This is a genomic window from Anabaena sp. CCY 9402-a, from assembly GCF_963920945.1.
Classification (GTDB): domain Bacteria; phylum Cyanobacteriota; class Cyanobacteriia; order Cyanobacteriales; family Nostocaceae; genus Trichormus; species Trichormus minutissimus.
This window is the reverse complement of sequence record NZ_CAWUDL010000059.1, coordinates 1-23,008: the sequence shown is the minus strand read 5'-3', so window position 1 is coordinate 23,008 and position 23,008 is coordinate 1. Positions and strand designations below refer to the sequence as shown.

Annotated in this window: 18 protein-coding genes; 13 read left to right on the top strand and 5 right to left on the bottom strand. The window is 39.4% G+C overall.

Annotated features, from left to right (window positions below):
- Positions 1 to 125: 125 nt before the first annotated feature.
- The 3 genes from ACM0OR_RS20020 (at position 126) to ACM0OR_RS20010 (ending at position 2,675) form a co-directional block, all read left to right on the top strand.
- Entirely contained in the window at positions 126 to 1,145 is a 1,020-nt protein-coding gene (locus tag ACM0OR_RS20020; protein WP_414578278.1) for an ATP-binding cassette domain-containing protein, read from the top strand.
- Between the two features lie 92 nt (positions 1,146 to 1,237).
- Positions 1,238 to 2,125, top strand: coding sequence for an ABC transporter permease (locus ACM0OR_RS20015; protein WP_414578276.1), 888 nt, complete (start codon positions 1,238 to 1,240; stop codon positions 2,123 to 2,125).
- 172 nt (positions 2,126 to 2,297) lie between these two features.
- Complete coding sequence (locus ACM0OR_RS20010) at positions 2,298 to 2,675, top strand: hypothetical protein (RefSeq protein ID WP_414578274.1); 378 nt, start codon at positions 2,298 to 2,300, stop codon at positions 2,673 to 2,675.
- A 220-nt stretch (positions 2,676 to 2,895) separates the two neighbouring features.
- Here ACM0OR_RS20010 and ACM0OR_RS20005 read toward each other — a convergent pair whose 3' ends face one another.
- Entirely contained in the window at positions 2,896 to 3,333 is a 438-nt protein-coding gene (locus ACM0OR_RS20005) for a peroxiredoxin (protein WP_323266253.1), read from the bottom strand.
- A 167-nt stretch (positions 3,334 to 3,500) separates the two neighbouring features.
- Between ACM0OR_RS20005 and ACM0OR_RS20000 the strand changes: the two genes are divergently transcribed.
- From ACM0OR_RS20000 to ACM0OR_RS19965, 8 genes are all read left to right on the top strand, one after another.
- On the top strand, positions 3,501 to 3,905 hold the full coding sequence (locus ACM0OR_RS20000) for an Npun_F0494 family protein (protein ID WP_414578271.1): 405 nt from the start codon (positions 3,501 to 3,503) through the stop codon (positions 3,903 to 3,905).
- 269 nt (positions 3,906 to 4,174) lie between these two features.
- Positions 4,175 to 5,650, top strand: coding sequence for a cobyric acid synthase CobQ (gene cobQ / locus ACM0OR_RS19995; RefSeq protein ID WP_414578269.1), 1,476 nt, complete (start codon positions 4,175 to 4,177; stop codon positions 5,648 to 5,650).
- Positions 5,651 to 5,664: 14 nt separating this feature from the next.
- Positions 5,665 to 5,904 carry a 2Fe-2S iron-sulfur cluster binding domain-containing protein gene (locus ACM0OR_RS19990; RefSeq protein WP_190696023.1) on the top strand — a complete coding sequence of 80 codons (240 nt, stop codon included), beginning with the start codon at positions 5,665 to 5,667 and terminating at the stop codon, positions 5,902 to 5,904.
- 63 nt (positions 5,905 to 5,967) lie between these two features.
- Complete coding sequence (locus ACM0OR_RS19985) at positions 5,968 to 6,654, top strand: Uma2 family endonuclease (protein ID WP_414578267.1); 687 nt, start codon at positions 5,968 to 5,970, stop codon at positions 6,652 to 6,654.
- A 233-nt stretch (positions 6,655 to 6,887) separates the two neighbouring features.
- Positions 6,888 to 7,967 (top strand): class II fructose-bisphosphate aldolase, encoded by a 1,080-nt coding sequence (gene fba, locus ACM0OR_RS19980; protein WP_190696029.1) that lies wholly within the window; start codon positions 6,888 to 6,890, stop codon positions 7,965 to 7,967.
- A 605-nt stretch (positions 7,968 to 8,572) separates the two neighbouring features.
- Positions 8,573 to 9,877, top strand: a complete 1,305-nt coding sequence (locus ACM0OR_RS19975) for an AAA-like domain-containing protein (protein WP_414578264.1) — start codon at positions 8,573 to 8,575, stop codon at positions 9,875 to 9,877.
- A gap of 23 nt (positions 9,878 to 9,900) precedes the next feature.
- Positions 9,901 to 12,807 carry an ABC transporter substrate-binding protein gene (locus tag ACM0OR_RS19970; RefSeq protein WP_414578262.1) on the top strand — a complete coding sequence of 969 codons (2,907 nt, stop codon included), beginning with the start codon at positions 9,901 to 9,903 and terminating at the stop codon, positions 12,805 to 12,807.
- A gap of 180 nt (positions 12,808 to 12,987) precedes the next feature.
- Positions 12,988 to 14,490 (top strand): AAA-like domain-containing protein, encoded by a 1,503-nt coding sequence (locus ACM0OR_RS19965; protein WP_414578260.1) that lies wholly within the window; start codon positions 12,988 to 12,990, stop codon positions 14,488 to 14,490.
- A gap of 3 nt (positions 14,491 to 14,493) precedes the next feature.
- Here the strand turns inward: ACM0OR_RS19965 and ACM0OR_RS19960 are convergent, their stop codons facing one another.
- The 4 genes from ACM0OR_RS19960 to ACM0OR_RS19945 all read right to left on the bottom strand — a co-directional run bounded on the left by ACM0OR_RS19960 (position 14,494) and on the right by ACM0OR_RS19945 (position 18,461).
- Positions 14,494 to 14,826 (bottom strand): DUF5615 family PIN-like protein, encoded by a 333-nt coding sequence (locus ACM0OR_RS19960; protein WP_414578258.1) that lies wholly within the window; start codon positions 14,824 to 14,826, stop codon positions 14,494 to 14,496.
- A complete protein-coding gene (locus ACM0OR_RS19955; RefSeq protein WP_414578256.1) occupies positions 14,823 to 15,041 on the bottom strand; it encodes a DUF433 domain-containing protein in 219 nt (72 codons plus the stop codon). Before ACM0OR_RS19955 ends, ACM0OR_RS19960 begins: the two co-directional genes overlap by 4 nt.
- A 57-nt stretch (positions 15,042 to 15,098) precedes the next feature.
- The gene (locus ACM0OR_RS19950; RefSeq protein ID WP_414578255.1) at positions 15,099 to 17,438 is read right to left on the bottom strand and encodes a WD40 repeat domain-containing protein; all 2,340 of its coding nucleotides are present in this window, start codon (positions 17,436 to 17,438) and stop codon (positions 15,099 to 15,101) included.
- A 633-nt stretch (positions 17,439 to 18,071) separates the two neighbouring features.
- Complete coding sequence (locus tag ACM0OR_RS19945; RefSeq protein ID WP_414578253.1) at positions 18,072 to 18,461, bottom strand: hypothetical protein; 390 nt, start codon at positions 18,459 to 18,461, stop codon at positions 18,072 to 18,074.
- 186 nt (positions 18,462 to 18,647) lie between these two features.
- Between ACM0OR_RS19945 and ACM0OR_RS19940 the strand changes: the two genes are divergently transcribed.
- Both ACM0OR_RS19940 and ACM0OR_RS19935 read left to right on the top strand, forming a co-directional pair.
- The gene (locus ACM0OR_RS19940; RefSeq protein ID WP_414578251.1) at positions 18,648 to 21,821 is read left to right on the top strand and encodes a DEAD/DEAH box helicase; all 3,174 of its coding nucleotides are present in this window, start codon (positions 18,648 to 18,650) and stop codon (positions 21,819 to 21,821) included.
- A 4-nt stretch (positions 21,822 to 21,825) separates the two neighbouring features.
- Positions 21,826 to 22,665, top strand: a complete 840-nt coding sequence (locus ACM0OR_RS19935) for an SWIM zinc finger family protein (RefSeq protein WP_414578249.1) — start codon at positions 21,826 to 21,828, stop codon at positions 22,663 to 22,665.
- Positions 22,666 to 23,008 lie beyond the last annotated feature (343 nt).

Sequence of the window (23,008 nt, the reverse complement as noted above, 5' to 3'; positions counted from 1 at the left end):
TAGCTATGCTAGTCAGAAGTTCATAAGATAGAGGAAGTGTAGCCATCCGATCGCCTGACTTCACATCACTCCACTACAATATATATATATATTGTTGCGAATTGTATAGTTAGGGTTTAGCTGTCATGGCTGCCGCCGTTTTAATTCAAAATCTACAAAAGCGTTACGGTACTGTTGAAGCCGTTAAGGATGTTTCCTTCCAGGTAGAACCAGGAGAAATCTTTGGGTTACTCGGCCCCAACGGTGCAGGTAAAACAACTACTCTGCGTGCATTGTGTACCCTCACTACACCAGATGCAGGCAAAATCGAAATATCTGGGATTTCTGTGTTGGATAACCCCAGAGTAGCTAGACAAAGGCTAGGTTATGTAGCGCAAGAAGTCGCTTTAGATAAAGTGTTAACAGGACGCGAATTGCTACAATTGCAAGCCGCGCTTTATCACCTCCCAGGCGCAGTAGCCAAACAGCGTATTCAGACAGTTTTAGATTTACTCGGTTTACAAGAATACGCCGATAAAAAAACCGGGACTTACTCAGGTGGGTTACGCAAACGACTAGACTTAGCGGCTGGCTTACTTCATGCACCAGATGTTTTAGTGTTAGATGAGCCAACAGTAGGACTTGACATAGAAAGCCGTTTCGTGGTATGGGAATTCCTGCGGAAGTTGCGGGAATCAGGAACAACAGTAGTAATTACCAGCCATTATTTAGAAGAGGTTGACGCATTAGCCGATCGCGTCGCTATTATTGACAGGGGCGTAGTGATTGCTGTTGGTACACCTTCGGAATTAAAAGATAGAGTAGGAGGCGATCGCATCACCTTACGCATCCGCGAATTTTCCCCTACAGAAGAAGCAGTACAAGCCAAAGAAATCTTACAAGAATTATCTTTTGTGAAAGAAGTCATCATCAACAACGCTCAAGGTAACTCGCTCAACTTGGTAGTAACACCGCAAAATGATGCTCTGATTAATGTCCAACAAACATTAAACAATGCAGGTTTACCAATCTTTGGCATTGCCCAATCCCGTCCTAGCCTAGATGATGTCTACCTCGCCGCCACTGGACGCACCCTCATGGATGCCGAACTAGCAGGAGTCGCCAACCGCGATCCTAAAGCTGAGAAAAAGCAGAATATGCGTTAAATCAATTCAAAATTCAACATCCAAAATGAAAGAATTTTTTGACCTTTAACTTTTAACTTTTTCATGCCCAATGCCCCATTCCCTAAATTCCTATGAGTGTAACCCCTAAACCTGATATCAATTGGCAACCAGCGACATTACCGCAAGCCAACACCGAAACAACCCCTAATTTTTTTGGTGAATTAGTCCAAGAGACATTAGCTTTAACTCGTCGCTTGTTTATTCAATTACAACGCCGTCCCTCAAGCTTATTGGCGAGTATTGTTCAGCCTGTCATGTGGTTAGTATTATTTGGTGCGTTGTTCCAAAACGCGCCTAAAGGTTTATTCGGCAGTACGACAAATTACGGTCAATTCTTGGCAGCAGGTATAATAGTATTCACAGCTTTTGCGGGAGCATTAAATGCTGGTTTACCTGTCATGTTTGATCGTGAATTTGGTTTTTTGAACCGCTTGTTAGTTGCTCCCCTGGCTTCGCGGTTTTCGATTGTGTTTGCATCAGCCATTTTCATTATTAGCCAGAGCTTACTACAAGCGGCTGTAATTATTGGTGCGGCGGCGTTTCTGGGTGCTGGGCTACCTGATGCGATGGGATTGAGTGCAATCGCTCTTATCGTCTTCCTGCTAGCATTGGGAGTTACTGCTATTTCCCTGGGTTTAGCTTTTGCCCTACCCGGACACATTGAATTAATTGCAGTAATTTTTGTTACTAACCTACCATTACTGTTTGCAAGTACAGCTCTCGCTCCTTTATCCTTCATGCCCAAGTGGTTGCAGGTTATTGCGACCCTCAACCCTCTCAGCTACGCCATTGAACCCATTCGCTATCTTTATACTCACAGCACTTGGGGACTGAGTAGTCTAGTCATGCAAGCACCTTGGGGTGATGTTACCTTTGGTGGTGCATTGCTAATCTTATTTGGGTTTGCTTTAGTTGCTTTACTAAGCATTCAACCCCAACTTCGCCGAACTCTTGCGTAATATAAAAGCAGTCCCTATCAACTTTATATTCATACATTGCTAAATGAAAAAGAGTTTAGGGATGAGAAGCTAGAAGCTAGAGGCTAGAGGCTAGTAATTTTTACTCAGCACGGGCTAAACGCCCCGCTACCGCTAACAGCACTCACAACTAAGGATAGTGTTAGAGGAACTTATGAAAAAATCACTTTCAGCAATCACTAAACTTTTAATGGCAACTATAGCCAGCGTTGGTTTCGCTTCCTTACTCACAGCGCAGCCTAGCCTTGCTCAACTTGGTACAGTAGACGCAGGTGGCAATAATGCAGATCAACAAAATAATATTGACTTTAGCAATGGCAATTTCAATATGTTTGACCTGATTCACCGAGCAACTTTAGGAACTGGTTCTTGGGATGCTAACCAGCAAAACCAACAAATAGATGAAGCCGCCAAGGCATTTAGAGAAAAACAAAACCGAGCAAATACCAACAATCAGCAGCGAGGGCAAATACTCCCTTTACCAATTATTACTAGTCCAAGTGTTAACGAGCCAGCAATTCAACTTAAGTGAATCAGAGTGCTGAGTTATGAGTCAAGCGACTACTCAGCACTCTTGAAAAATATCCTACTTCTCTTAAGATACAAGGTTGGGTTGAGGAACGAAACCCAACACCGAGATCCATTTTGGGTTTCCAAAATCCATATCGGGCTGCGTTACCCTTTACCCAACCTACTAGCTAGCTACTCACTACTTAGCACTCAGCACTCAGCACTCAGCACTCAGCACTCACCTACAGCCCTAAAGCAGCTAAAACATCACCAGCATGGGTAGTTGTGTTGACGCTAGCATCAACGTGAGTGATTTTACCTTCGGGGCTAATGACGTAAGTAACACGTTTGGCATAGCCACCACCATCAACATCGTAAGCTTTGATGAGAGATTGGTTGGTGTCAGCCAATAAGGGGAAATTCAGATTATATTTTTGGGTAAATGCCTGATGAGAAGCTTCATCATCAGCACTAACTCCCAGAACAACTACATCTTTGCCTTGATAATCTGGTTGAGCATCCCGGAAGCTACAAGCCTGCTTAGTGCAGCCTGGGGTGTCATCTTTGGGATAAAAATATAAAACAACAGTCTTTCCAGCAAAATCAGATAATGAAACGGTGTTGCCGTTAGTATCTTTGACGGTAAATGCAGGTGCATTTGTACCAACCGTTAGAGGCATAATGAACCTTTCCTGTTTTAGATTGTTGATGACTTTGAGATTTTACAATAATTTACAATAATTTCATGACATTAGTGTAAAAACTAAGGCTAAGGACAGAGGAGCAGAGGAGAACAATTTCATTTCCCATGCCCCATTCCCAATGACTCATTTCCAAAGATAAAACTATGCCTGTGGTTAAATCTCAAAACTCCAAAATCCTGACTTATCCGCCTAGCAGCGTCAAAAGGGCTGAAAAATCACTGCTTTGTTCTCCCTTCAAAATCAAATTATTTGAGACTATGCGTCGTCAGAGTGTTGCCTTGGGTGCGATCGCATCAGAAAATGGTGTCAAACATGGCTACACCCAAAAACCTCTATCAGAATTGTCCTGTGATAACGATTTGGGTTGGTTAATCGAAGTAGGCATATTGCGACGCGAAGTCGATGGACAGGGGATTACAGATGGTTTTCGCCTGACTCCTTTAGGTCATCAACTGAGCGAAAAATACCAAGGTCAAAACTTACCTGCTCCCTCATGGCGCGATCGCCTATATAATTCCGTGATTCGTTGGTTGAGACTCCCTTTATAGCTGAAACCAGCCAAAAGTTAGGATTAAGTATTTTCAGGGAACAATAAATACGGAGAAACATCAACCCATTTATTAATTCTTTACCATTTTCATCGCTGAGAACTGGTGAAATTGTTAAGCTGGGTTGCTTATTTTCCTCAATTTGAAGCGGAATATCTGCTCTGAGTCTACGATGGGCATTGGAGATTTCCAGCCTTTATGCTAAAACTCACACAAATTACGAATTACGAATTAGTCTCATCCCTTATTTTGAATAAGTAACAGTGTCTATGAAATCTATTATGGTAGTGGGGACAACTTCCCACGCAGGGAAATCACTAATAACTACAGCTATTTGTCGGATTTTGTCACGGCGTGGCTGGCGAGTAGCCCCCTTTAAAGGGCAAAATATGGCTTTAAATGCCTACGTTACAGCCAATGGAGGAGAAATTGGCTACGCCCAGGCAGTACAAGCTTGGGCAGCAGGTGTGATACCTTGGGTAGAAATGAATCCAATTTTGCTCAAACCTCAAGGAGATATGACATCTCAGGTAATTATCAGAGGTAGGTACGTAGGTAAAGTTAATGCGGCTGACTATTACGAGCAATATTTTGAAATGGGTTGGCGGGCAATTGAAGAATCTTTACAGCATTTAGGCACAGAATTTGATGTCGTCGTCTGCGAAGGTGCGGGAAGTCCAGCCGAAATTAATCTCAAGCACCGCGACTTGACCAATATGCGGATAGCAAAACATTTAAATGCCCCCACTATACTAGTAGTTGATATTGACCGTGGAGGAGCTTTTGCCCACGTTGTTGGCACACTAGAATTACTCGATCCAGACGAACGTCAATTAATCAAAGGTATAGTAATTAACAAGTTTCGGGGACAGCGATCGCTCTTAGATCCGGGGATTAAATGGTTAGAAGAACGGACAAAAATTCCTGTAATTGGTGTAATACCTTACCTGCAAGAATTATTCCCCGCTGAAGATTCCCTAGATTTACTCGACCGCAAACCATCAAAAGCCCAGACTGATGTAAATATCAGTGTGATTCGCCTACCCAGAATTGCTAACTTTACCGACTTTGACCCCCTGGAATCAGAATCAACGGTATCAGTAAGATATGTGAGTCCAAAGCATGATTTGGGACATCCAGATGCAGTAATTCTTCCAGGGACAAAAACCACAATTGCAGATTTAATCCTGCTGCAAAAAACTGGTATGGCTGAAGCAATTCAAAACTATGCTGCTTCTGGTGGGACAGTTTTGGGTATTTGTGGCGGCTACCAAATGCTAGGACAAATCATCGCCGATCCGGAAGGTGTGGAAGGACAAGCCGGCAGATATCAAGGCTTAAATCTCTTACCCATTAAAACCGTGATTACCGGCCAGAAAATTGCCCGTCAGCGTCAAGTTAGCTCAAATTTCCCCCAAGCGGGATTACCTGTAACTGGGTTTGAAATTCATCAGGGGCGATCGCGTATAGAACCTCAAGGAGATACTCAGGCCTATCAAGCTTTATTTGATGATGCTAACTTAGGATTGGTAGATAGCTGTCAATCAGTTTGGGGTACATATCTCCACGGACTGTTTGATAATGGCCCTTGGCGACGCGCTTGGCTCAATCGCCTCCGCCAACAACGAGGATTGAAATCTTTGCCTACAGGTGTTGCCAACTACCGAGAACAACGGGAGCAGATGCTAGACCATCTGGCGACTGAAGTTGAAACCCACTTAGATTTAACGCCCTTTTTGTCGTAGTTAGGCTAGATTTCATGAATGTTCGTGTCCGCTTTTTGCCAGATGATATCACCATTGATGCTGAAGTAGGAGAACCCCTATTAGATGTAGCAGATAGAGCTGGGGTTTTCATTCCCACTGGTTGTCTGATGGGGACTTGTCATGCTTGCACAGTAGACCTTGATGATGGAGATACTATTCGTGCTTGCATTACATCTGTACCACCAAAAGATGAAGAATTAACCATCCATCTATTTACTGACCCAACTTGGTAGTTTTTTCAAGCAACCACAGAAAAAATATAAGATAGGCATAGGCTCAACCAAGATGCGATCGTCATGGTAAAAACACCTCCACAGCATCGGACAATTCCCCTTCTAGAAAATGGCGACAAACTCAGCCAATATGAATTTGAGCGTCGCTACAACGCCATGTCCAACCTGAGAAAAGCCGAATTAATCGAAGGAATTGTCTACATTATGCCTGCTGCTTTGCGTTTTAGAAGTCACGGTCAACCGCATGGTTGGATTCTTACATGGCTTGGTACTTATGAAGCGGCTACTCCTGGTGTAGCCTTGGGAGTTGAACCAACTGTGCGCCTAGATTTGGATAATGAACCCCAACCAGATGCTGTACTTATCATCACGCCAGAAGCAGGCGGTCAAACAAGACTAAGTGTTGATGACTATATTGAAGGCGCACCAGAGTTAATTATCGAAATTGCCGCCAGCAGTGTTGCCATTGACCTTCATGGCAAAAAACAGGCTTACCGCCGTAATGGAGTTAAAGAATATATCGTCTGGCAAGTTCTAGAGCAAAAACTGAGTTGGTTTTATTTAGAACAGGGTGAATATTTGGAATTAGTCCCTGATGATGATAAAATTCTGCGAAGTCGAGTTTTTCCTGGTTTGTGGTTAGCGATCGCAGATTTATTAGCCGGGAATGTTCAGTCTGTATTGGCTGTTTTACAAACCGGTCTACAATCCATCGAACACGCTACATTTGTCAAGAAACTCGCAGTTTGAGATGAATATCTAGCATACTAGACTACCAAACCGTATAACCGTGGCGTTACATCATTTACAGTATTTGCGGTCAAGTATAGGGCATCTTGATTGTTAACGGCGTAAACTTTTTCAACATAAACACCCGACACTAGTTATAATTTCCTATAAGTTGAAAAAAGTCTTAAGATTAGCGTAATAGTTACGCTTGTCTTATAAAGACTAGCTGAAAATCAATATTAGGAGGACTATCTATGGCGCTGGTACCAATGCGGCTACTGTTGGAACACGCAGCTGAGAACGGTTATGGCATCCCAGCTTTTAACGTTAATAACTTAGAACAGATTCAGGCAATCATGAAAGCGGCGGCTGAGACAGATAGCCCCGTAATTTTACAAGCTTCTCGCGGCGCACGTAACTATGCAGGGGAAAACTTCCTCCGCCACCTGATTTTGGCTGCGGTAGAAACCTATCCTCAGATTCCCATTGTCATGCACCAAGATCATGGTAATGCTCCTTCTACCTGCTACTCAGCCATCAAGAACAACTTCACTAGCGTGATGATGGATGGTTCTTTGGAAGCTGATGCTAAAACCCCTGCCAGCTTCGAGTACAACGTTAAAGTTACCAGCGAAGTTGTCAATGTAGCTCATTCCTTGGGCGTAAGTGTAGAAGGCGAACTCGGTTGCTTGGGTTCTCTGGAAACCGGTGCGGGTGAAGCTGAAGATGGACACGGTTTTGAAGGTACACTCGACCACTCCCAACTTTTAACTGACCCCGATGAAGCTGTTAGCTTCGTAGAAGCAACCCAAGTAGATGCTTTGGCTGTAGCTATCGGTACAAGCCACGGTGCTTACAAGTTTACCCGCAAACCCACCGGCGAAATTTTGGCTATCAGCCGCATTGAAGAAATTCACCGTCGTCTACCTAACACCCACTTGGTAATGCACGGTTCTTCTTCCGTTCCTGAAGATTTAATCGCCTTGATTAACGAACACGGCGGTGCGATTCCTGAAACCTACGGTGTACCTGTAGAAGAAATTCAAAAAGGTATTAAGAGTGGTGTTCGTAAAGTTAACATCGACACCGACAACCGTTTGGCTATCACTGCGGCTGTGCGCGAAGCTTTAGCAGCAAATCCCAAGGAATTTGACCCCCGTCACTTCCTCAAGCCTTCTATCACATATATGCAGAAGGTTTGTGCTGAACGCTATGTACAATTCGGCACTGCTGGTAATGCTAGCAAGATTAAGCAAGTTACTCTGGAAGAGTTTGCTGCTAAGTATGCTAAAGGTGAACTAAATATGATCACCAAGGCTGCTGCTAAAGTTTAATTTTAGTCAAAGATAAATAGGGGTAATATTTTGCTCCTGCAAAAATTTTTGATATTCATATAAATCAACCGGGATACCTAAAAGTTTCCCGGTTTTTTATGTCCTCAATACACAACCTACCGTGTACACACAAGTCTTAAAATCTCAGTCACCACTTGCTTTATAGCCCTTCAATGTCATTCTGAGTGGAGTGGAGAGAAAGGTAAAGCCTGCGGCATAGCTCCGCTTAACGCGAAGCGTTCCGTAGGAAAGAATCTCGGACTTGCACCGTAGTCTCTAGATGTTTCATTTCGCTGTCGCTACATTCAACATGACAGTTGAGAATTTTGTCAAGGTTCTGAAATGTACGCTGGTAGCACTTGTGTGTACACCGTAGCAATACACAACGGAGGGAAAAGTAGGCAAAGTAGGTTGAGCGAAAGCAAAACCCAACAACGTCTTGAGAATGCTGGGGGACTCTCCGATTAGACTTACACTCGCGCCGCAAAGGGTGCGCTTACGTTTGTTATAGGATTTCTGCTCTAATACTTGTAAAAGCGTACTTGTAATCATGTAGTATTTTAATTTAAGTACCTATATAAAACCATACAGCCCAAAAAACCAGAATGTATCCCCACTCACAAAATCCTTTCGTCGTCGGAACTCCTGTTCCACCGGAAAAATTCATCGGTAGAACGTCACTCATCCAAACAGCCTTCGATCAAATTAATAATTGCAGTCACTTAGCAATATGGGGTGGACTGGGAACAGGGAAAACCTCTTTACTAACAAAAATAGCTTCTCCCGACACTTGGAGACAGAATGGACAAGATCCATCTTCAGCAGTCATAGTTCGCTTTAGTTGTGAAGCAATAGAGCCTTATTTTACTCCCTCTGGTTTCTGGACAAAAATACTTAGCTTAATTAAAGATCATCTGCAAACTGAGCCAGAACTACAGGAGCAAGTTAACACCTTGTTAGCAGAAGGTCGAGCATCAAAAGATAGCTTACGTCAAATATTACGAGAACTGGCAAAAAATCAGAAGTTATTAGTATTGCTCATAGATGACTATGATATAGCTCTTGAGCAAAATCAGGAATACTCTGATGAAAATATGCAAAAGTTTTTGGGTGAATGTCGGAACTTGGCAGTTCATTCGGAAGGAAAGCGCAATTTCTCTATTATTGTCACTTCTAAAAAACGCCTGAATGACCTCAGTCCCCGTCTCAATCCCAATCAATCACCGTGGTATAACCATTATTTATTCCGACAAATCAAACCATTTGATAATACAGAAATTGAACAACTACTCAAGCCATTTAATAAACCTATTACACCAGAATTACGGCAAGCAGTAGGAGAAATTGCTGGGGGACATCCGACGCTTCTACAAAATGCCGGATTTTGGTTATATCAAGAGTTGAAGCATAATAATGAGCCGCAAATAGAAGAATTTATCAAGGAATTTGAACGGAATACTCAACCATTTTTTGATAGCCTTTGGCAAAGATGTAATAACAAAGAACAAAATTTATTGATGCTGATGGCACTATCAAAATTAAGAGGTCGTCTACATCCAAGAAGACGATATGACTTAAAAGATGTTGACTTAATTTTGACTCAAAACGATAGAATTTTAACTTCCTTAGAGGAACAAGGTGTAATTAAACGTGTAGTCGCTAATGGCAACAACACTTCTAATTTTACTTCCTCATTAATGGAGAAATGGGTAATTCAAGAAATTTGGAATTCTAATGAAGATTCATTAAAACAAAGACAGAAGGAGTTTTTGAACCTCATGAGTCACCAGCAATCTGAAAATATGAAGAATGCGATCGTTTGGATAGGTAAAAATAAAAATGATGTCATTGCATCTCTACAATTTATTGGCAATATAGTTCAAAAAATAATCCAATTTCTGGCAATTTAAATAATTCCAACAAACAAAATATCATGGCTAATAATCCTTACATAGTTGGGATTCCTGTGGAAACTTCAGATAGTTTCTTTGGCAGAGAATCTCTTTTAAAAAATATAGAAGATAGTTTAGTTCAAAATACAAAATTTATTCTATTGCATGGACAAAGGCGTATAGGTAAATCATCGGTATTAAAAATAATTCCTCTGGTAGTATCTCCAGATGAATTTTTATTTGTATATTGTGATTTGCAAGCTCACGGACATTCTAATTTAAATGAAATTTTCTATGCAATATTCTGTGAGATTTTCCATAAAATTGGGCTAGGTAGTAATCAATTAGATATTTTATTAAATACAGATTCGGAAAACATTCTGAGAAATATCCGGCGTTTATTAGCCCTAGAAATTTATAATTTGGTAGGTAAAAAAAAATTAGTATTACTGTTAGATGAATTTGATGTTGTTACATATGATGACACAGAACAAGCAGTCCAATTATTACAACTTTTAGAAAATCTAGTCAAACGAGAAGACGAATTATTTGTAGTTGCAGTAGTTGGTAGATATCTCAATTCTATGCCTAGTTTACTGCAAGTATTTAAAAATGCAGCCTCTCAAGAAATTGGTTTATTGGATAAGTATAGTTGTAAAGATTTAATAACTAAACCAACTAAAGGTATTTTGCAATATCAAGAAAAAACTATAGAAGAAATTTGGAAATATTCATCAGGACATCCTTTTTATACACAAGTTTTATGTAATGAAGTTTTTAATATAGCCAGGAATGAAAATGATATTAGTAAAATTCCTGATGTTTTAACTGATGATGTAGTTGAGGCTTTACCCCAAGCAATTGAAAATGCTGAAGGGGGATTAGGTGGTTTTTGGGAAGGTTTGAATATTCACGAAAGGGTGGTGATTGCAACTGTTGCTGAGGCTCAAGAGTCTCAAAATACGAATATCACAAACAATCCATTAAAACTACTAGAAGACTATGGGTTAGTGATCACAGATGATTTAGAAGAAGCGATCAAAACACTAATTAATAAGGGGTTTTTAGATAATAACCCGATTAAAGTAAAAGTAGAAATAGTTAGACTTTGGCTCAGAAAAAGTCATCAATTACGGGATGAGGTGAGGAATTTAGAAGAAATAGCAGGAGGCAACGTTGAATCACTGTTGGGTGTGGCTCGTAGTCGCTGGGAAGAAAAGGGTAAACAAACGAATGCTTTAATTTTATATGAAGAAGTTTTGCAGCTAAATCCCAATCATTTTAGTAATGTAGTGGAGTTAGCAGAAAAATACTTGGAAGTAAAAGAATTTACTCAAGCTTTAAAACTTTATGAGCGAGCTTACAAAGTAGATAAATTTAGCTATGAACAAGAAATTATTCAAGGTTTAGAACAATATGGACATTGGTTAATAACCCAAAATAATTTTACAGTTGCCAAGCAGCAGTACGAAAAAATTTTAGAGATTCATCCTGACCATAGTTTAGCTAAACAAAAGCTAGCAGAAATTAAAGTATTTCAAGACAAAAATAATAATTTTAGTGTTAACTTAAGAAGAATTATCCTATCACCTATTTTCTTGACAATCTTATTAATAATTGGTGGGGCTGGAAGTATATTCGTAGGGTGGACGATTTTTGTTTCAAATCAACCTCAGACTACTACCAGTAATAATATAGAAGATAGCATTAGCCGTGGCGATCGCACTTTATTTCGTCAGATACTAAACCCGGCTCGTGACCGAGGAATTAAAAGTTTTAAAGAAGGTAATTACCTCAAAGCTGAGGAAGAGTTTAAAGCTGCTTTCAATAATACTCAACCTAAAGACCCGGAAGTGTTAATTTATCAAAACAACGCTCTGGCTCGTCAAAAAGGTAATCCTTTAACTGTAGCCGCAGTAGTACCGGCCACAGGTAAAACTGACCTGTCTCAAGAAATGTTACGGGGTATTGCACAAGCGCAAGATAACTTTAATCAACGAGGATTAAAAGGTCGATTCTTAGAGATTGTGATTGCTGATGATGCAGGACAAAACGAGCAGGCAGCAAAAGTTGCAGAGAAACTTGTTACAGATGAATCCCTGTTAGGCGTTATTGGACATTTGTCTAGTGGAGTCACAGCTATAACATTACCGATATACGAAAAAGCTAATTTACCGATTATCTCACCTACTAGCACTAGTACGGAGTTAAGAAGCTCTGTCTTTTTCAGAACAGTACCTTCAGATAAAGCAACTGGTGAGAAGCTTGCTGAATATGCTTTCACAAAGAATTTAAGAAAAGTATTAATCGTCTGGAATCCTGGTGATGGATACAGTAGAAGTATTAAATCAGCATTTAGTGAAGAATTTATCCGCCAGTTTACCAAAAAACAGGTTGATGTAGATTCTCCTGCTGAGATTAAGTTAGCTACCCCAGATAAAATGATGGAAGACTTAGCAAGTATAACTTCGGATGAATCGCCATTACAAGCGATAGTATTTTTCCCCGATACCAATAATCGTCAGAATGCTATGGAGTTTGCAAAGATGATTCAACAAGATCAGAATCTTCAAGGAGTGCAACTATTAGGAGGTGATTCTCTTTATATCCCAGAAGCCCGTTTTGTAGAAGGATTAGTTTTAGCTGTGCCTTGGTTTCGGAATACAGAGTCATCAAAAAACTTTGCAAATATAGCTGAGACACAATGGAAAGGCGGTGTGAGTTGGCGTACAGCAACTAGCTTTGACGCTACCCAGGCTTTTATTAATTCTTTAAAAATATCTACTACTATCTCTAAATCAACAGTGTTAGAAAACTTAAAACACATCAATGTTACACCTAGAGAAACATCTGGAGAAACCCTTAAATTTAACAAAAGTAGTAGAGAAATTCAGCGAGAAGCTATTCCATTGCAGGTTAAAAAAGAAACGTTTGATGTTATACAGTAATGAAAACTGGGAAAACTTAACATGAGCATTATCAGCTGGTTAACCATAAATGATCAATAATAAAAGTTGTAGCAAACAATAGAGTAAAGATGTGCTTTTTCTTTGTTGTGCTAAGACAGCGCATGGGTAACTGCTGCATAATAAACCACTGCTTAGTAAACCTATCGCAACTAATTATCTATGATATCTTTAAAGTCTCAGAGAAACCCTTATATAATCGGTCGTCCCATCAACGAACCAGAACTGTTTTGTGGGAGACAGAAGCAATTATCTTTTGTTGAGGAAAATCTGAGGCGAGGCGAAAAAGTAATAGTGCTGCATGGAGAAAGACGAATTGGTAAGTCATCTCTGTTGCAAAATATCCCTAAATTCGTAAAATTAGACAAATTTAAGTTTGTTAGCTTTGATTTAGAGTATCATAGCCAAGAAACACTAGAGTCTCTGTTAGAGAAATTAGCAGCAGCTATTATTGAACAGTTAGATATAAATACTCAAGAAATTGAAATACCAAAGGCAGAAAAAATAAAAGTCCAGAAGGATATTTTCTGCAATAAATTTTTACCCCAAATTTATGCAAGATTAAAAGATACTAAATTAGTCTTGTTATTAGATGAATTTGATGCTTTAGAACCTACATATATAGGTGCAACACTCGAATCATTATTTGGGCAATTAAAAAGCGTTGTTGAAAATAATAAAAGGCTTTTTGCAGTTATCTTTGCTGGTAGAAAGTCTACAGATATAACAAATTTATTAAAAATATTTAAATCTGTACCAATTGCAGAAGTTGGTTTATTAGATGAAACCAGTGTGCAGCAGTTGATTATTGAACCTGCTTCTAACTTACTAAAGTACACACCAGAGTCTATACAGGCGATTATTAACTTATCTTCAGGACATCCCTATTTTACTCAAATTATCTGCTTTGCAATTTTTAGTAGAGCGCGAGAATTAGAAAAATGGGAAGTAAATCAAGAAGATGTAGAAGCTATTGTAGAAGCATCTGTTGAACTAGCTGAAGCTGGTTTAGCGTGGTATTGGGAAGCTTTATCTATACCAGAGAAGGTCGTATTTGCGGCGGTGGCTGAAGCCCAAAGGATAGTTAATGAAAAACACGATCAACGCCTGAGCCAAGACCCATTGATGCTACTGAAAAGTTACAATCTTTTATCTAAAAATGAATTAAAATTAGTCATCACAGAATTAGTATCTAGAGGGTTTTTAAACGCACAGGGTAATAAAGTAAAAATAGAACTAGTGGGACGTTGGTTATTGAAACGTCACCCTTTATGGCAAGAAGCTAGAGAATTTGAGAAGCGAGATAAACAAGAAATTAAGGAAAGTTACGAAATACTGAATCAAATACATCAAGTAAGTCAAAAAGGAATTATAGCCAAGACATTTCAACATCAACAAGAAAGTAGTATCTTGGAAAATCATATTTTAAATGAATCTCCACAGAATGCGTCTGAGGGTGTATTGTTATTAAATAGTAAAGATAATACAAAAGCTTTAGCAAATAAAATTTATTTGGCTACACAAGAAAATAGATTACTTATTTTAATACTCGGTTTAGGTATAGGAGCGATCGCAGCTTTTATAGCAATTATTTACCCCATGATGAACGATCATCCAAACGACAAGCATAGCTCACCACCTGTAGAAAGCAACGGTAGTCGCTAGTTTTCAAACTATGTTGTTTTCATTAACTATTATTGCCTGTCCTTGAACTACCTTTGGTAAAACAGCTAAAATGTTTGGGACTAAAGGCTTGAGATCGGCTAAACGATTCGATTTTGCTTGCAGGACTATTACCGCAATATCGAACTGTAATAGATTCTGTTGAAAAGATAAGTTGCGATCAACCGTGATGAAAATGTCAAACTCTGCTTGTGCAAAAGTAAGAAGTTGACCATTCTTAACTCCTGCCCATCCCATCTGGAAAACTGTTTTCACTTCATAGCCAACAAATTCTCTGGTAAATTTGCGGTCAATACACTCATCCACTAGCAACTTCATGCTACCATACCAAGAATTTGTTTCCCAGTTTCTTCTAAAAATGCGATAACTTGCTCTCTAGTCACAGTTGGAAATCCATCTAAAAAATCGTCAATAGATTCTCCTGCTTTGAGATAGTCTAAAAGTGTCTCCACGGGAACTCTAGTACCAGCAAAAACAGGTGTTCCGCCCATAATCTCTGGTGATGATCTAATGATTGAGGAGTATTTAAGCATAGCTCTTTGACCTCCAGTTTCCGTACTCAATACTTTATCAATAATCTAGCTCAGATGTTAATGTATTTTATCTATCTGCCAAATTTTGATGGTTTGATCGGAACTCCCACTGGCGAGGATTTTACCATCAGGACTCAGCGCAATGGAGTTGACTTTTTTGGAATGTCCAGTCAGGGTTTCTATGGCTTCACAGCTAGAAATACGCCAAATTTTGATGGTTGTATCTGCACTGCTACTAAAAAGTAACTGTCCATCAGGACTTACGGCTAAGGATGTGATTTCGTCGGTGTGTTCTGTTAAGGTGTAAAGCACTTTACCTGTGATTAAGTGCCAAATTTTGATGGTTGTATCTGCACTACCACTAAAAAGTAACTGTCCATCAGGACTCATGACGATCGCTTTCACATCACCAGCATGACCGATAAGTGTACGTAAAGGGTCGCCTGTCTGGGGATTCCACAGTCTGATTTTGGTGTCGGAACTCCCACTGGCGAGGATTGTACCATCGGGACTGATGGCGATCGCATGAACGGCTGATGTGTGCCAAAGGGTGCAAATGCGATCGCCTTTTTCTAAATTCCAGATTTTGATTTTATTGCTACCGCTTGCTAAAATCTGTCCATCGGGGCTAATCACTACAACATTCACGGGTTTTTGATGTCCTAGGAGTGTATGCAGTAGTTTGCCTGTTTTTAAATCCCAGACTTTGACGTTACTTCTAGGGTGTTCGCAGCTACCCACAGCGACAAAATCACCGTTGGGACTGACAGCAACTGATGAAACTTCGCCTAGATTCCCGGCTAAAGTCTTGACAAAATGACCATTATTGATGTCCCAGATATTGAGATTTTGGTCTGTACAACCACTAACTAAAACTTCACCCTCTGGACTAATGGCGACAGATGTGACTTTACCAGAATGTCCTGTGAGGGTGTAACCTAGATCGGGAGTTGCTAAGGTGCGTTTGTGTTTGAGATGTGCGATCGCTGTTAATAATTTTTCAACATCTAGAACACTCTGTCTATCGTTGACGGTGAGGAAATATTCCTGTAACTTTTGTACATACTCCTCATCTTCGATTTTGATGGCTGATTGCATTGCCTCTAGGGGGCTAGCCAACTCTTGGAGTGAGACTTGATGTAAATCTAACCAAGTATTTATGGAGTAGTTTACCTGTGTTTGTGACCAGGTGCGATCGGGTAAATGAGCTAAACTCTGAGCTAACTGTAAAGCTAGTTCTGGTATCCAATAAAGCCGCTCTTTTGATAAAGCTTGGTAAATTTGCTGATAGCTTGTAGCGATCGCTTGCACTGATTGTAGATCAAAAGTGTCTTTGAGTAAGTTTGAGAGTAACTCTGGCAGGAGGGGGGGGACATCATGATGCACTAAATGATAGATATCTGCTACCCATGCAGCTACTAAACTATGACAGGTAATTAATACTTGAGAAAGTTGCTCAAAATCTTGATGATTAACTTGGTATTTTAAATCTAGTTTACTGGTATCAATTCCATGTGCTTGCCATTTTTCAGCTTTCTCTAAAATCGCTAAATTAACTACATTATCTTTACCAAATTTGTTGATTTCTGCAATATCTTCTCCCAATTCTAATAAATTATTGCGGATTTTTCTCCACTCTAAAGCCCGATTTTTAGCAGATTGCTGAATAATTTCTCTGTAAGGGATACGAGAAATAGTTTTATAGTAATAATTTGTTTGTCCTAAACCCCAATAAGCAATACGGAAATTTAAATAATCGCCATCATTTTCGGTTTCTAAAATTAAAACTGGCTCTGTTTTTAATGTGCCGAATAAAGCCTTAATGCTAGATTCACTGTGGAAACGTTTACTATCCCAAGCTCCTGCTAAAAATTCTGTTGGTCTAATGGGATTATGTAGGGAGTAGTTGTTGTTGATGAACTCCCTGATTCCCTCCGCTAGCATTGTTTCTGTACCAGCATTCTCATCATTATTGTGGTCAAATCCATCAAATTTTACTTGCGGTGGTGCTAGGAAAATTTTTAATGGTGTACGACCATAATCTTTGTGAGATGCTAATATCTGAGAAGGATATAATCTTAAAGGCCAGTTATCAAGAATTTTATTAATTTCTGGTAGATTTAGAGCCGTCTCCCTTTCTTGTTTGGTTACTTCTAATTGTGTTTCACGATAATAAACTGCTAGTTGCTTTTGCAAAAGTTTTTCTTTCTCAAATCCTATCTCTACACTTTTTTTCGGTTTGGCTACATTAGCAATTTCAATAAATGCTTGAATTGCTTGAGGAAGTGGGTATTTAGTTGTATCTAGACTTTTTTCCGTTCTCTTTTGTATAAGAGTGACAACCACAGGTGCAAACTCTATCACTAATTGAATGAGTAGCCTTAATCCTTGCTCCATAAGGAGATTCCTGTTAAATTAATAACTTTAATGCTTTACTGATAACCCCAGTATTAGTTAGCCAATAGACAAAACTGATACTTTCATTTGCTTTTTGTTTCGTGGTGACATCTATCTAAAGATATCTCTATATATGGCCTATCCTACTACTTGAGGGAATCCTTTTGCCATAAAAGTTTATTTCCCTAAAAATTTGATTCATAAAAGAAAAAAGAGAAGGATAGCGTATTTGCTTGTTATCCTTCTCTTTTGGTGATTAAATGCTAGGGGAAGACCAAAAAATAAATTATCCGCCATTGATGGTTGGGTAGGGTGCGTCAGTATGAATAATTTCTGAGTGTAGTTAGGTTCTACCGCACTGACGCACCCTACAGTTACTACTATCCTACTACTTGAGGGAATCCTTTTGCCATAAAAGTTTATTTCCCTAAAAATTTGATTCATAAAAGAAAAAAGAGAAGGATAGCGTATTTGCTTGTTATCCTTCTCTTTTGGGGATTAAATGCTAATTTTTACAGACTGATACTACAAGATACTAAGTACAGTTTTACATTAGTTGGTAATTTTTTTAAACGTGGAGGAAAGCGGAGTCCTTCCCAGGTAGATTGACTATTTTGTACTTAGCGATATTTATTAAAATCGGATTCCCAACTGTCCATTGACTCCCCGTACAGAATTATAACCAGCACCGATGAAGAAGCGATCGCCTGCATTTACCTGCATACCACCAGACAAAGCCACGCCTTTATCTTCAGAATAATATCCCACTCCCACATAAGGGGAAAATACTGGTAAACTCAAAAATCTCAGCACATCTACCCCTGTAGCACCATCAGGGCCAACACCTAACTCTACACCTAAATTCACAGCTCTCGCGCCGACAGCATAGGTTGTATCCCCATCTTTACCGCCGACTGAAACCCAAGGTTGAGGGATGATTTGCGCTGCTGCGGGACTAGGAGCGAATAAAGCTAAACATCCTATTAATGTGATGATTGATTTGGCAATAATTGCTCTATTCATACTTGCTCCTCAACACTACCTACCAAGTTGATACAAGAGAATGACTAAACTAGATGTAAAAAAGTTTCTAGTTTTTGGTAAAGTAATGGGAAAGTGTGACACTTTCTAAAAAGTCCACAAACACCAATATTCTTAATAACATCACCTAACCCTTCAGTAACGGGTAGGACTCCAAGGGAGGTTTAGATGAAAGTCCTGCATGGCTCGTGGATACCAAATACAGCATCGGATTTTATTCAGTCGGGTTCGTTTTACCTATGGGTAGAAACTCCTATAAGTAAAAAAAAGCATACTCATCCACAAGCTCACCCTGGACATCTATCTTCAGAGGAATTAATCTCTTTTTTAACGGGAATTTTAGGTTTTAAAGAGCGCGAATTACAATTAAAACAACGCATATCTACCCAATATTTTGCCCTACCCACAGCTAATAATCAACCTTTACCTTCACCAGAATTAATCAAGTATCTAGAAATCGAAGTTCCTGAAGAATATGAAGAGTTTCAATATTGGCAAGTAACCTGCTATGAAACTGTTGGCTCACTTAAATCAGCAACAGTAATTAATGTTATTAAATTACTTAATGATATTCATTTTTTAGCTCTGTACAATGCTAATGAATTTCAACTAGGATCAGATTTATTATTTTGGTATCATTACACTCAAGAATTTAGACAAATAATTCTCAAAGACCAATATATTCCGTCTCTAAAATATAGACCTATAGCGGCAGCTAAAACAACTAAGAAAAAAAGTAAGTCCCCACAACCACAGGAATTTGAGATATATGCTGGGTGGGAAATTATCTCTGAGCAATACGAAGCTAATATTCAAAAGTATATTGAATATATGCCCCTGATTTGTATGGCAGGAAATACTATACAGAGCGATAAGATAGAATTTTTTGATCGGGAAACTCTATTACGTCACTTTTCTGAATGTCTCCTCAACAATTTAGTGACCAATACACCCTCTACAGCTGCTTTTGACAAACAAATTGCCGATTCTCTAATTTATTATTGTCTTTATCCCCAAAAGCACAATCCACTGAGAACTTATACTGTTCTCCAAGAATATCAGCAATGGTTGGCATGGAAAAATAGAATTATCCGTACTCAAGCTGATTCACCGTTTCATCTGTGTTTCCAGTTACACTCTCCCACGGCGGAACAAATAGACAATTGGCAGATGCAATTTTTGGTATCCAGTAAAAAAGACCCTTCTTTAAAGTTGGCTTTGGCTGATTACTGGACGATGAACCAAAAAACCAAAACTGGTGTAAACAAAGAATTTGGTAAGGATTTTGATACTAATTTGCTGTTGAGTTTAGGCTATGCAGCACGGATGTATCCCAAACTTTGGCAAGGTTTGGAAACGGACTCTCCCACAGGGATGCATCTGACTTTAGAAGAGGCGTTTGACTTCCTGAAAGATAGTGCTTGGGTGTTGGAAGACTCAGGATTTAAGGTGATTGTCCCGGCTTGGTATACACCGGCTGGTCGTCGCCGTGCAAAAGTTCGCCTCAAAGCGTCAAGTCGCAAGCAAGCTGCAACTAAAGGTGAAAGCAAAAGCTATTTTGGTTTAGACTCACTGGTGCAGTATCAGTATGAGTTAGCAATTGGTGAACAGCCTGTCACACCCCAAGAGTGGGAACAGTTAATTAATGCTAAAGCACCGCTAGTGCATTTTCGCGGTCAATGGATGGAATTAGACCGGGATAAAATGCAGCAATTACTAGAGTTTTGGCAATCCCACGGTGATGAACAGCCGGAAATGAGCTTGCTGGAGTTCATGCAACGCAGCGCGGAAGCAGGGGACGAATGGGAAATTGAGTATGACGCAGGTTTATCAGAAATCATGGCGAAGTTGCAAGATAAAAGTCAGTTAGAACCGATTTCTGAAGACTTAAATCTGCAAGGCAACCTGAGAGAATATCAAAAGCGGGGTGTAGCTTGGCTGCAATATTTAGAAAAATTGGGATTAAATGGCTGTTTGGCAGACGATATGGGACTTGGTAAGTCTGTGCAGGTAATTGCTAGATTAGTCCAGGAGAAAGATAGCCAAAATTCCCAACTACCGACATTATTAATCGCGCCGACTTCCGTTGTCGGTAACTGGCAAAGAGAAATTGCCAAGTTCGCACCCCATTTAAAAACTATGGTGCATCATGGTAGCGATCGCCTGCAAGACTCTGCCGATTTTAAAGCCGCCTGTAAACAGTATGATGTGATCATTAGCTCCTTTACCCTAGCGCGCAAGGATGAAAAACTCCTGGGTAGTATTGAATGGCAACGTCTAGTTTTAGATGAAGCGCAAAATATTAAAAATCCTAAAGCGGCGCAAACTAAAGCAATTCTCAAACTCTCAGCAAAACACCGCCTAGCTTTAACCGGTACACCTGTTGAGAACCGTTTACTTGATTTGTGGTCTATTTTTAATTTTCTTAATCCTGGTTACTTGGGTAAAGAAGCACAGTTTCGTAAATCTTTCGAGATTCCCATTCAGAAGGACAACGACAAAGTTAAATCAACTACCTTAAAGAAACTGGTTGAACCTTTAATTTTACGGCGCGTTAAAACAGACCAATCTATTATTAATGACTTGCCAGATAAAGTTGAACAAAAGCTCTATACCAACCTGACGAAAGAACAGGCTTCATTGTATGAAGTGGTAGTCAAAGATGTGGAAGAGAAATTACAAGAAATCGAGGGGATAAAACGCAAAGGCTTAATTCTCTCCACACTGATGAAATTGAAACAGATTTGCAATCATCCCAGACAGTTCCTTCAAGATAATAGCGAATTTTTACCGGAGCGATCGCACAAACTTTCCCGCTTAGTAGAAATGGTAGATGAAGCTGTCTCTGAGGGTGAAAGTCTGCTGATATTTAGTCAATTTACAGAAGTCTGTGAACAAATAGAAAAATATCTCAAACATAATCTACATTGCAACACTTACTACCTACACGGTGGTACAAGTCGCCAACGTCGGGAACAAATGATTCATGATTTCCAAAATCCCGATACAGAACCATCTGTATTTGTTCTCTCCTTAAAAGCAGGCGGTGTTGGTATCACTTTAACGAAAGCCAATCATGTCTTCCATTTTGACCGTTGGTGGAATCCAGCCGTAGAAGACCAAGCCACAGACCGCGCTTTTCGGATTGGTCAGAAAAAGAATGTCTTCGTCCATAAATTTGTGGCGATTGGAACTTTAGAAGAAAAAATTGACCAAATGATTGAAGATAAGAAAAAACTTTCTTCCGCAGTAGTGGGAAGTGATGAATCTTGGCTGACAGAATTAGATAACGAAGCCTTTAAACAACTAATTGCCCTGAATAAAAGCACAATTTTGGAGTAAATATATGAATAAGTTTAGCAGAACTTGGTGGGGCGATCGCTTTATCAAAGCACTAGAAGATTTTACTGATGATAGCCGCCTGCAAAGGGGACGTTCTTATGCTCGTGGTGGTAAAGTTAAAAGTTTTGCAATTGATAAAAATATTATCACGGCTCAAGTTAGAGGTTCAGTTAATCCCTACTTTGGTGTTTACAAAGAACCTACATATAATATAGTCATTGAAATTACCCCGATTGCCAAAACTCGCTGGAATGAAGCTATAAAAAGCCTTTCTTCTAAAGCTAGTATTGTTTCTCGGTTGTTGCTGAATGAAGTCCCAGAAAATATTGAAGAAAATTTCTCCCAAATGGGGTTACATTTATTACCCCATAGTAGTAAAGACTTCAAAACTAAATGTTCTTGTCCAGATTATGCTAATCCTTGCAAGCATATAGCTGGAGTATATTATTTAGTAGCTTCTCAACTGGATAACAACCCATTTTTATTATTTGAGTTGCGGGGACTCTCGAAAGTAGAACTACAAGCAAAGTTAGCGGATTCTTCTTTGGGTAAAGCACTATCTACAGTATTCGATTCTCAAGAGTTAACTATTGAACCTAGCGCATCTTTTTATCCAAAGTTAGAAAAACAATCTGTGAGTGAAAAACCAAATTTAAGAGAGTTCTGGTTAGGAACAAAGCGATTACCTTCTACTATTGAAGTCTCCAATGATAGCGGCGTATCAGCGATTTTGGTGAAGAAGGAAGGTGATTTTCCAGCTTTTTGGCGTAAAGATAATTCTTTTCTTGAGACGATGGAGGAACTTTATCAACGTGTGAAAACTAAAAATCAGAATTTAATGTAAGAGGTTGTTTGAACCCACATTCCGTACTTCATGATGTAGCAGTAATTGCTACGTAATGACCCTTTGGTACTGAGTCGTCGTGAATGCCGAGAAGTGTTTCTCTATGCTATTAAAAAAGCTAATGTGCAACAAAGTATCGCGGTTTTTGTAAATAGGAGTACACAAAATCTTCTATTTCATGGTTTGGGCGTTTCATTTGAAGATACACTATCTAAAAACTGACTCGGTGTAACAATCAAGATATCTCGAAAAGGATGCAGTTCTAATAAATCTTTGTCTCCTGTGATAATAAGTAGCTAAACAAAATTAATTACATAGTTTTTACCAAATTCTCGGAGAATTT

Excerpts from the sequence above, each read along its gene's own strand:
- ACM0OR_RS20020 (WP_414578278.1), top strand. The coding sequence starts at position 126 with ATGGCTGCCGCCGTTTTAATTCAAAATCTACAAAAGCGTTACGGTACT.
- ACM0OR_RS20015 (WP_414578276.1), top strand. The coding sequence starts at position 1,238 with ATGAGTGTAACCCCTAAACCTGATATCAATTGGCAACCAGCGACATTA.
- ACM0OR_RS20010 (WP_414578274.1), top strand. The coding sequence starts at position 2,298 with ATGAAAAAATCACTTTCAGCAATCACTAAACTTTTAATGGCAACTATA.
- ACM0OR_RS20005 (WP_323266253.1), bottom strand. The coding sequence starts at position 3,333 with ATGCCTCTAACGGTTGGTACAAATGCACCTGCATTTACCGTCAAAGAT.
- ACM0OR_RS20000 (WP_414578271.1), top strand. The coding sequence starts at position 3,501 with ATGCCTGTGGTTAAATCTCAAAACTCCAAAATCCTGACTTATCCGCCT.
- cobQ (WP_414578269.1), top strand. The coding sequence starts at position 4,175 with ATGAAATCTATTATGGTAGTGGGGACAACTTCCCACGCAGGGAAATCA.
- ACM0OR_RS19990 (WP_190696023.1), top strand. The coding sequence starts at position 5,665 with ATGAATGTTCGTGTCCGCTTTTTGCCAGATGATATCACCATTGATGCT.
- ACM0OR_RS19985 (WP_414578267.1), top strand. The coding sequence starts at position 5,968 with ATGGTAAAAACACCTCCACAGCATCGGACAATTCCCCTTCTAGAAAAT.
- fba (WP_190696029.1), top strand. The coding sequence starts at position 6,888 with ATGGCGCTGGTACCAATGCGGCTACTGTTGGAACACGCAGCTGAGAAC.
- ACM0OR_RS19975 (WP_414578264.1), top strand. The coding sequence starts at position 8,573 with ATGTATCCCCACTCACAAAATCCTTTCGTCGTCGGAACTCCTGTTCCA.
- ACM0OR_RS19970 (WP_414578262.1), top strand. The coding sequence starts at position 9,901 with ATGGCTAATAATCCTTACATAGTTGGGATTCCTGTGGAAACTTCAGAT.
- ACM0OR_RS19965 (WP_414578260.1), top strand. The coding sequence starts at position 12,988 with ATGATATCTTTAAAGTCTCAGAGAAACCCTTATATAATCGGTCGTCCC.
- ACM0OR_RS19960 (WP_414578258.1), bottom strand. The coding sequence starts at position 14,826 with ATGAAGTTGCTAGTGGATGAGTGTATTGACCGCAAATTTACCAGAGAA.
- ACM0OR_RS19955 (WP_414578256.1), bottom strand. The coding sequence starts at position 15,041 with ATGCTTAAATACTCCTCAATCATTAGATCATCACCAGAGATTATGGGC.
- ACM0OR_RS19950 (WP_414578255.1), bottom strand. The coding sequence starts at position 17,438 with ATGGAGCAAGGATTAAGGCTACTCATTCAATTAGTGATAGAGTTTGCA.
- ACM0OR_RS19945 (WP_414578253.1), bottom strand. The coding sequence starts at position 18,461 with ATGAATAGAGCAATTATTGCCAAATCAATCATCACATTAATAGGATGT.
- ACM0OR_RS19940 (WP_414578251.1), top strand. The coding sequence starts at position 18,648 with ATGAAAGTCCTGCATGGCTCGTGGATACCAAATACAGCATCGGATTTT.
- ACM0OR_RS19935 (WP_414578249.1), top strand. The coding sequence starts at position 21,826 with ATGAATAAGTTTAGCAGAACTTGGTGGGGCGATCGCTTTATCAAAGCA.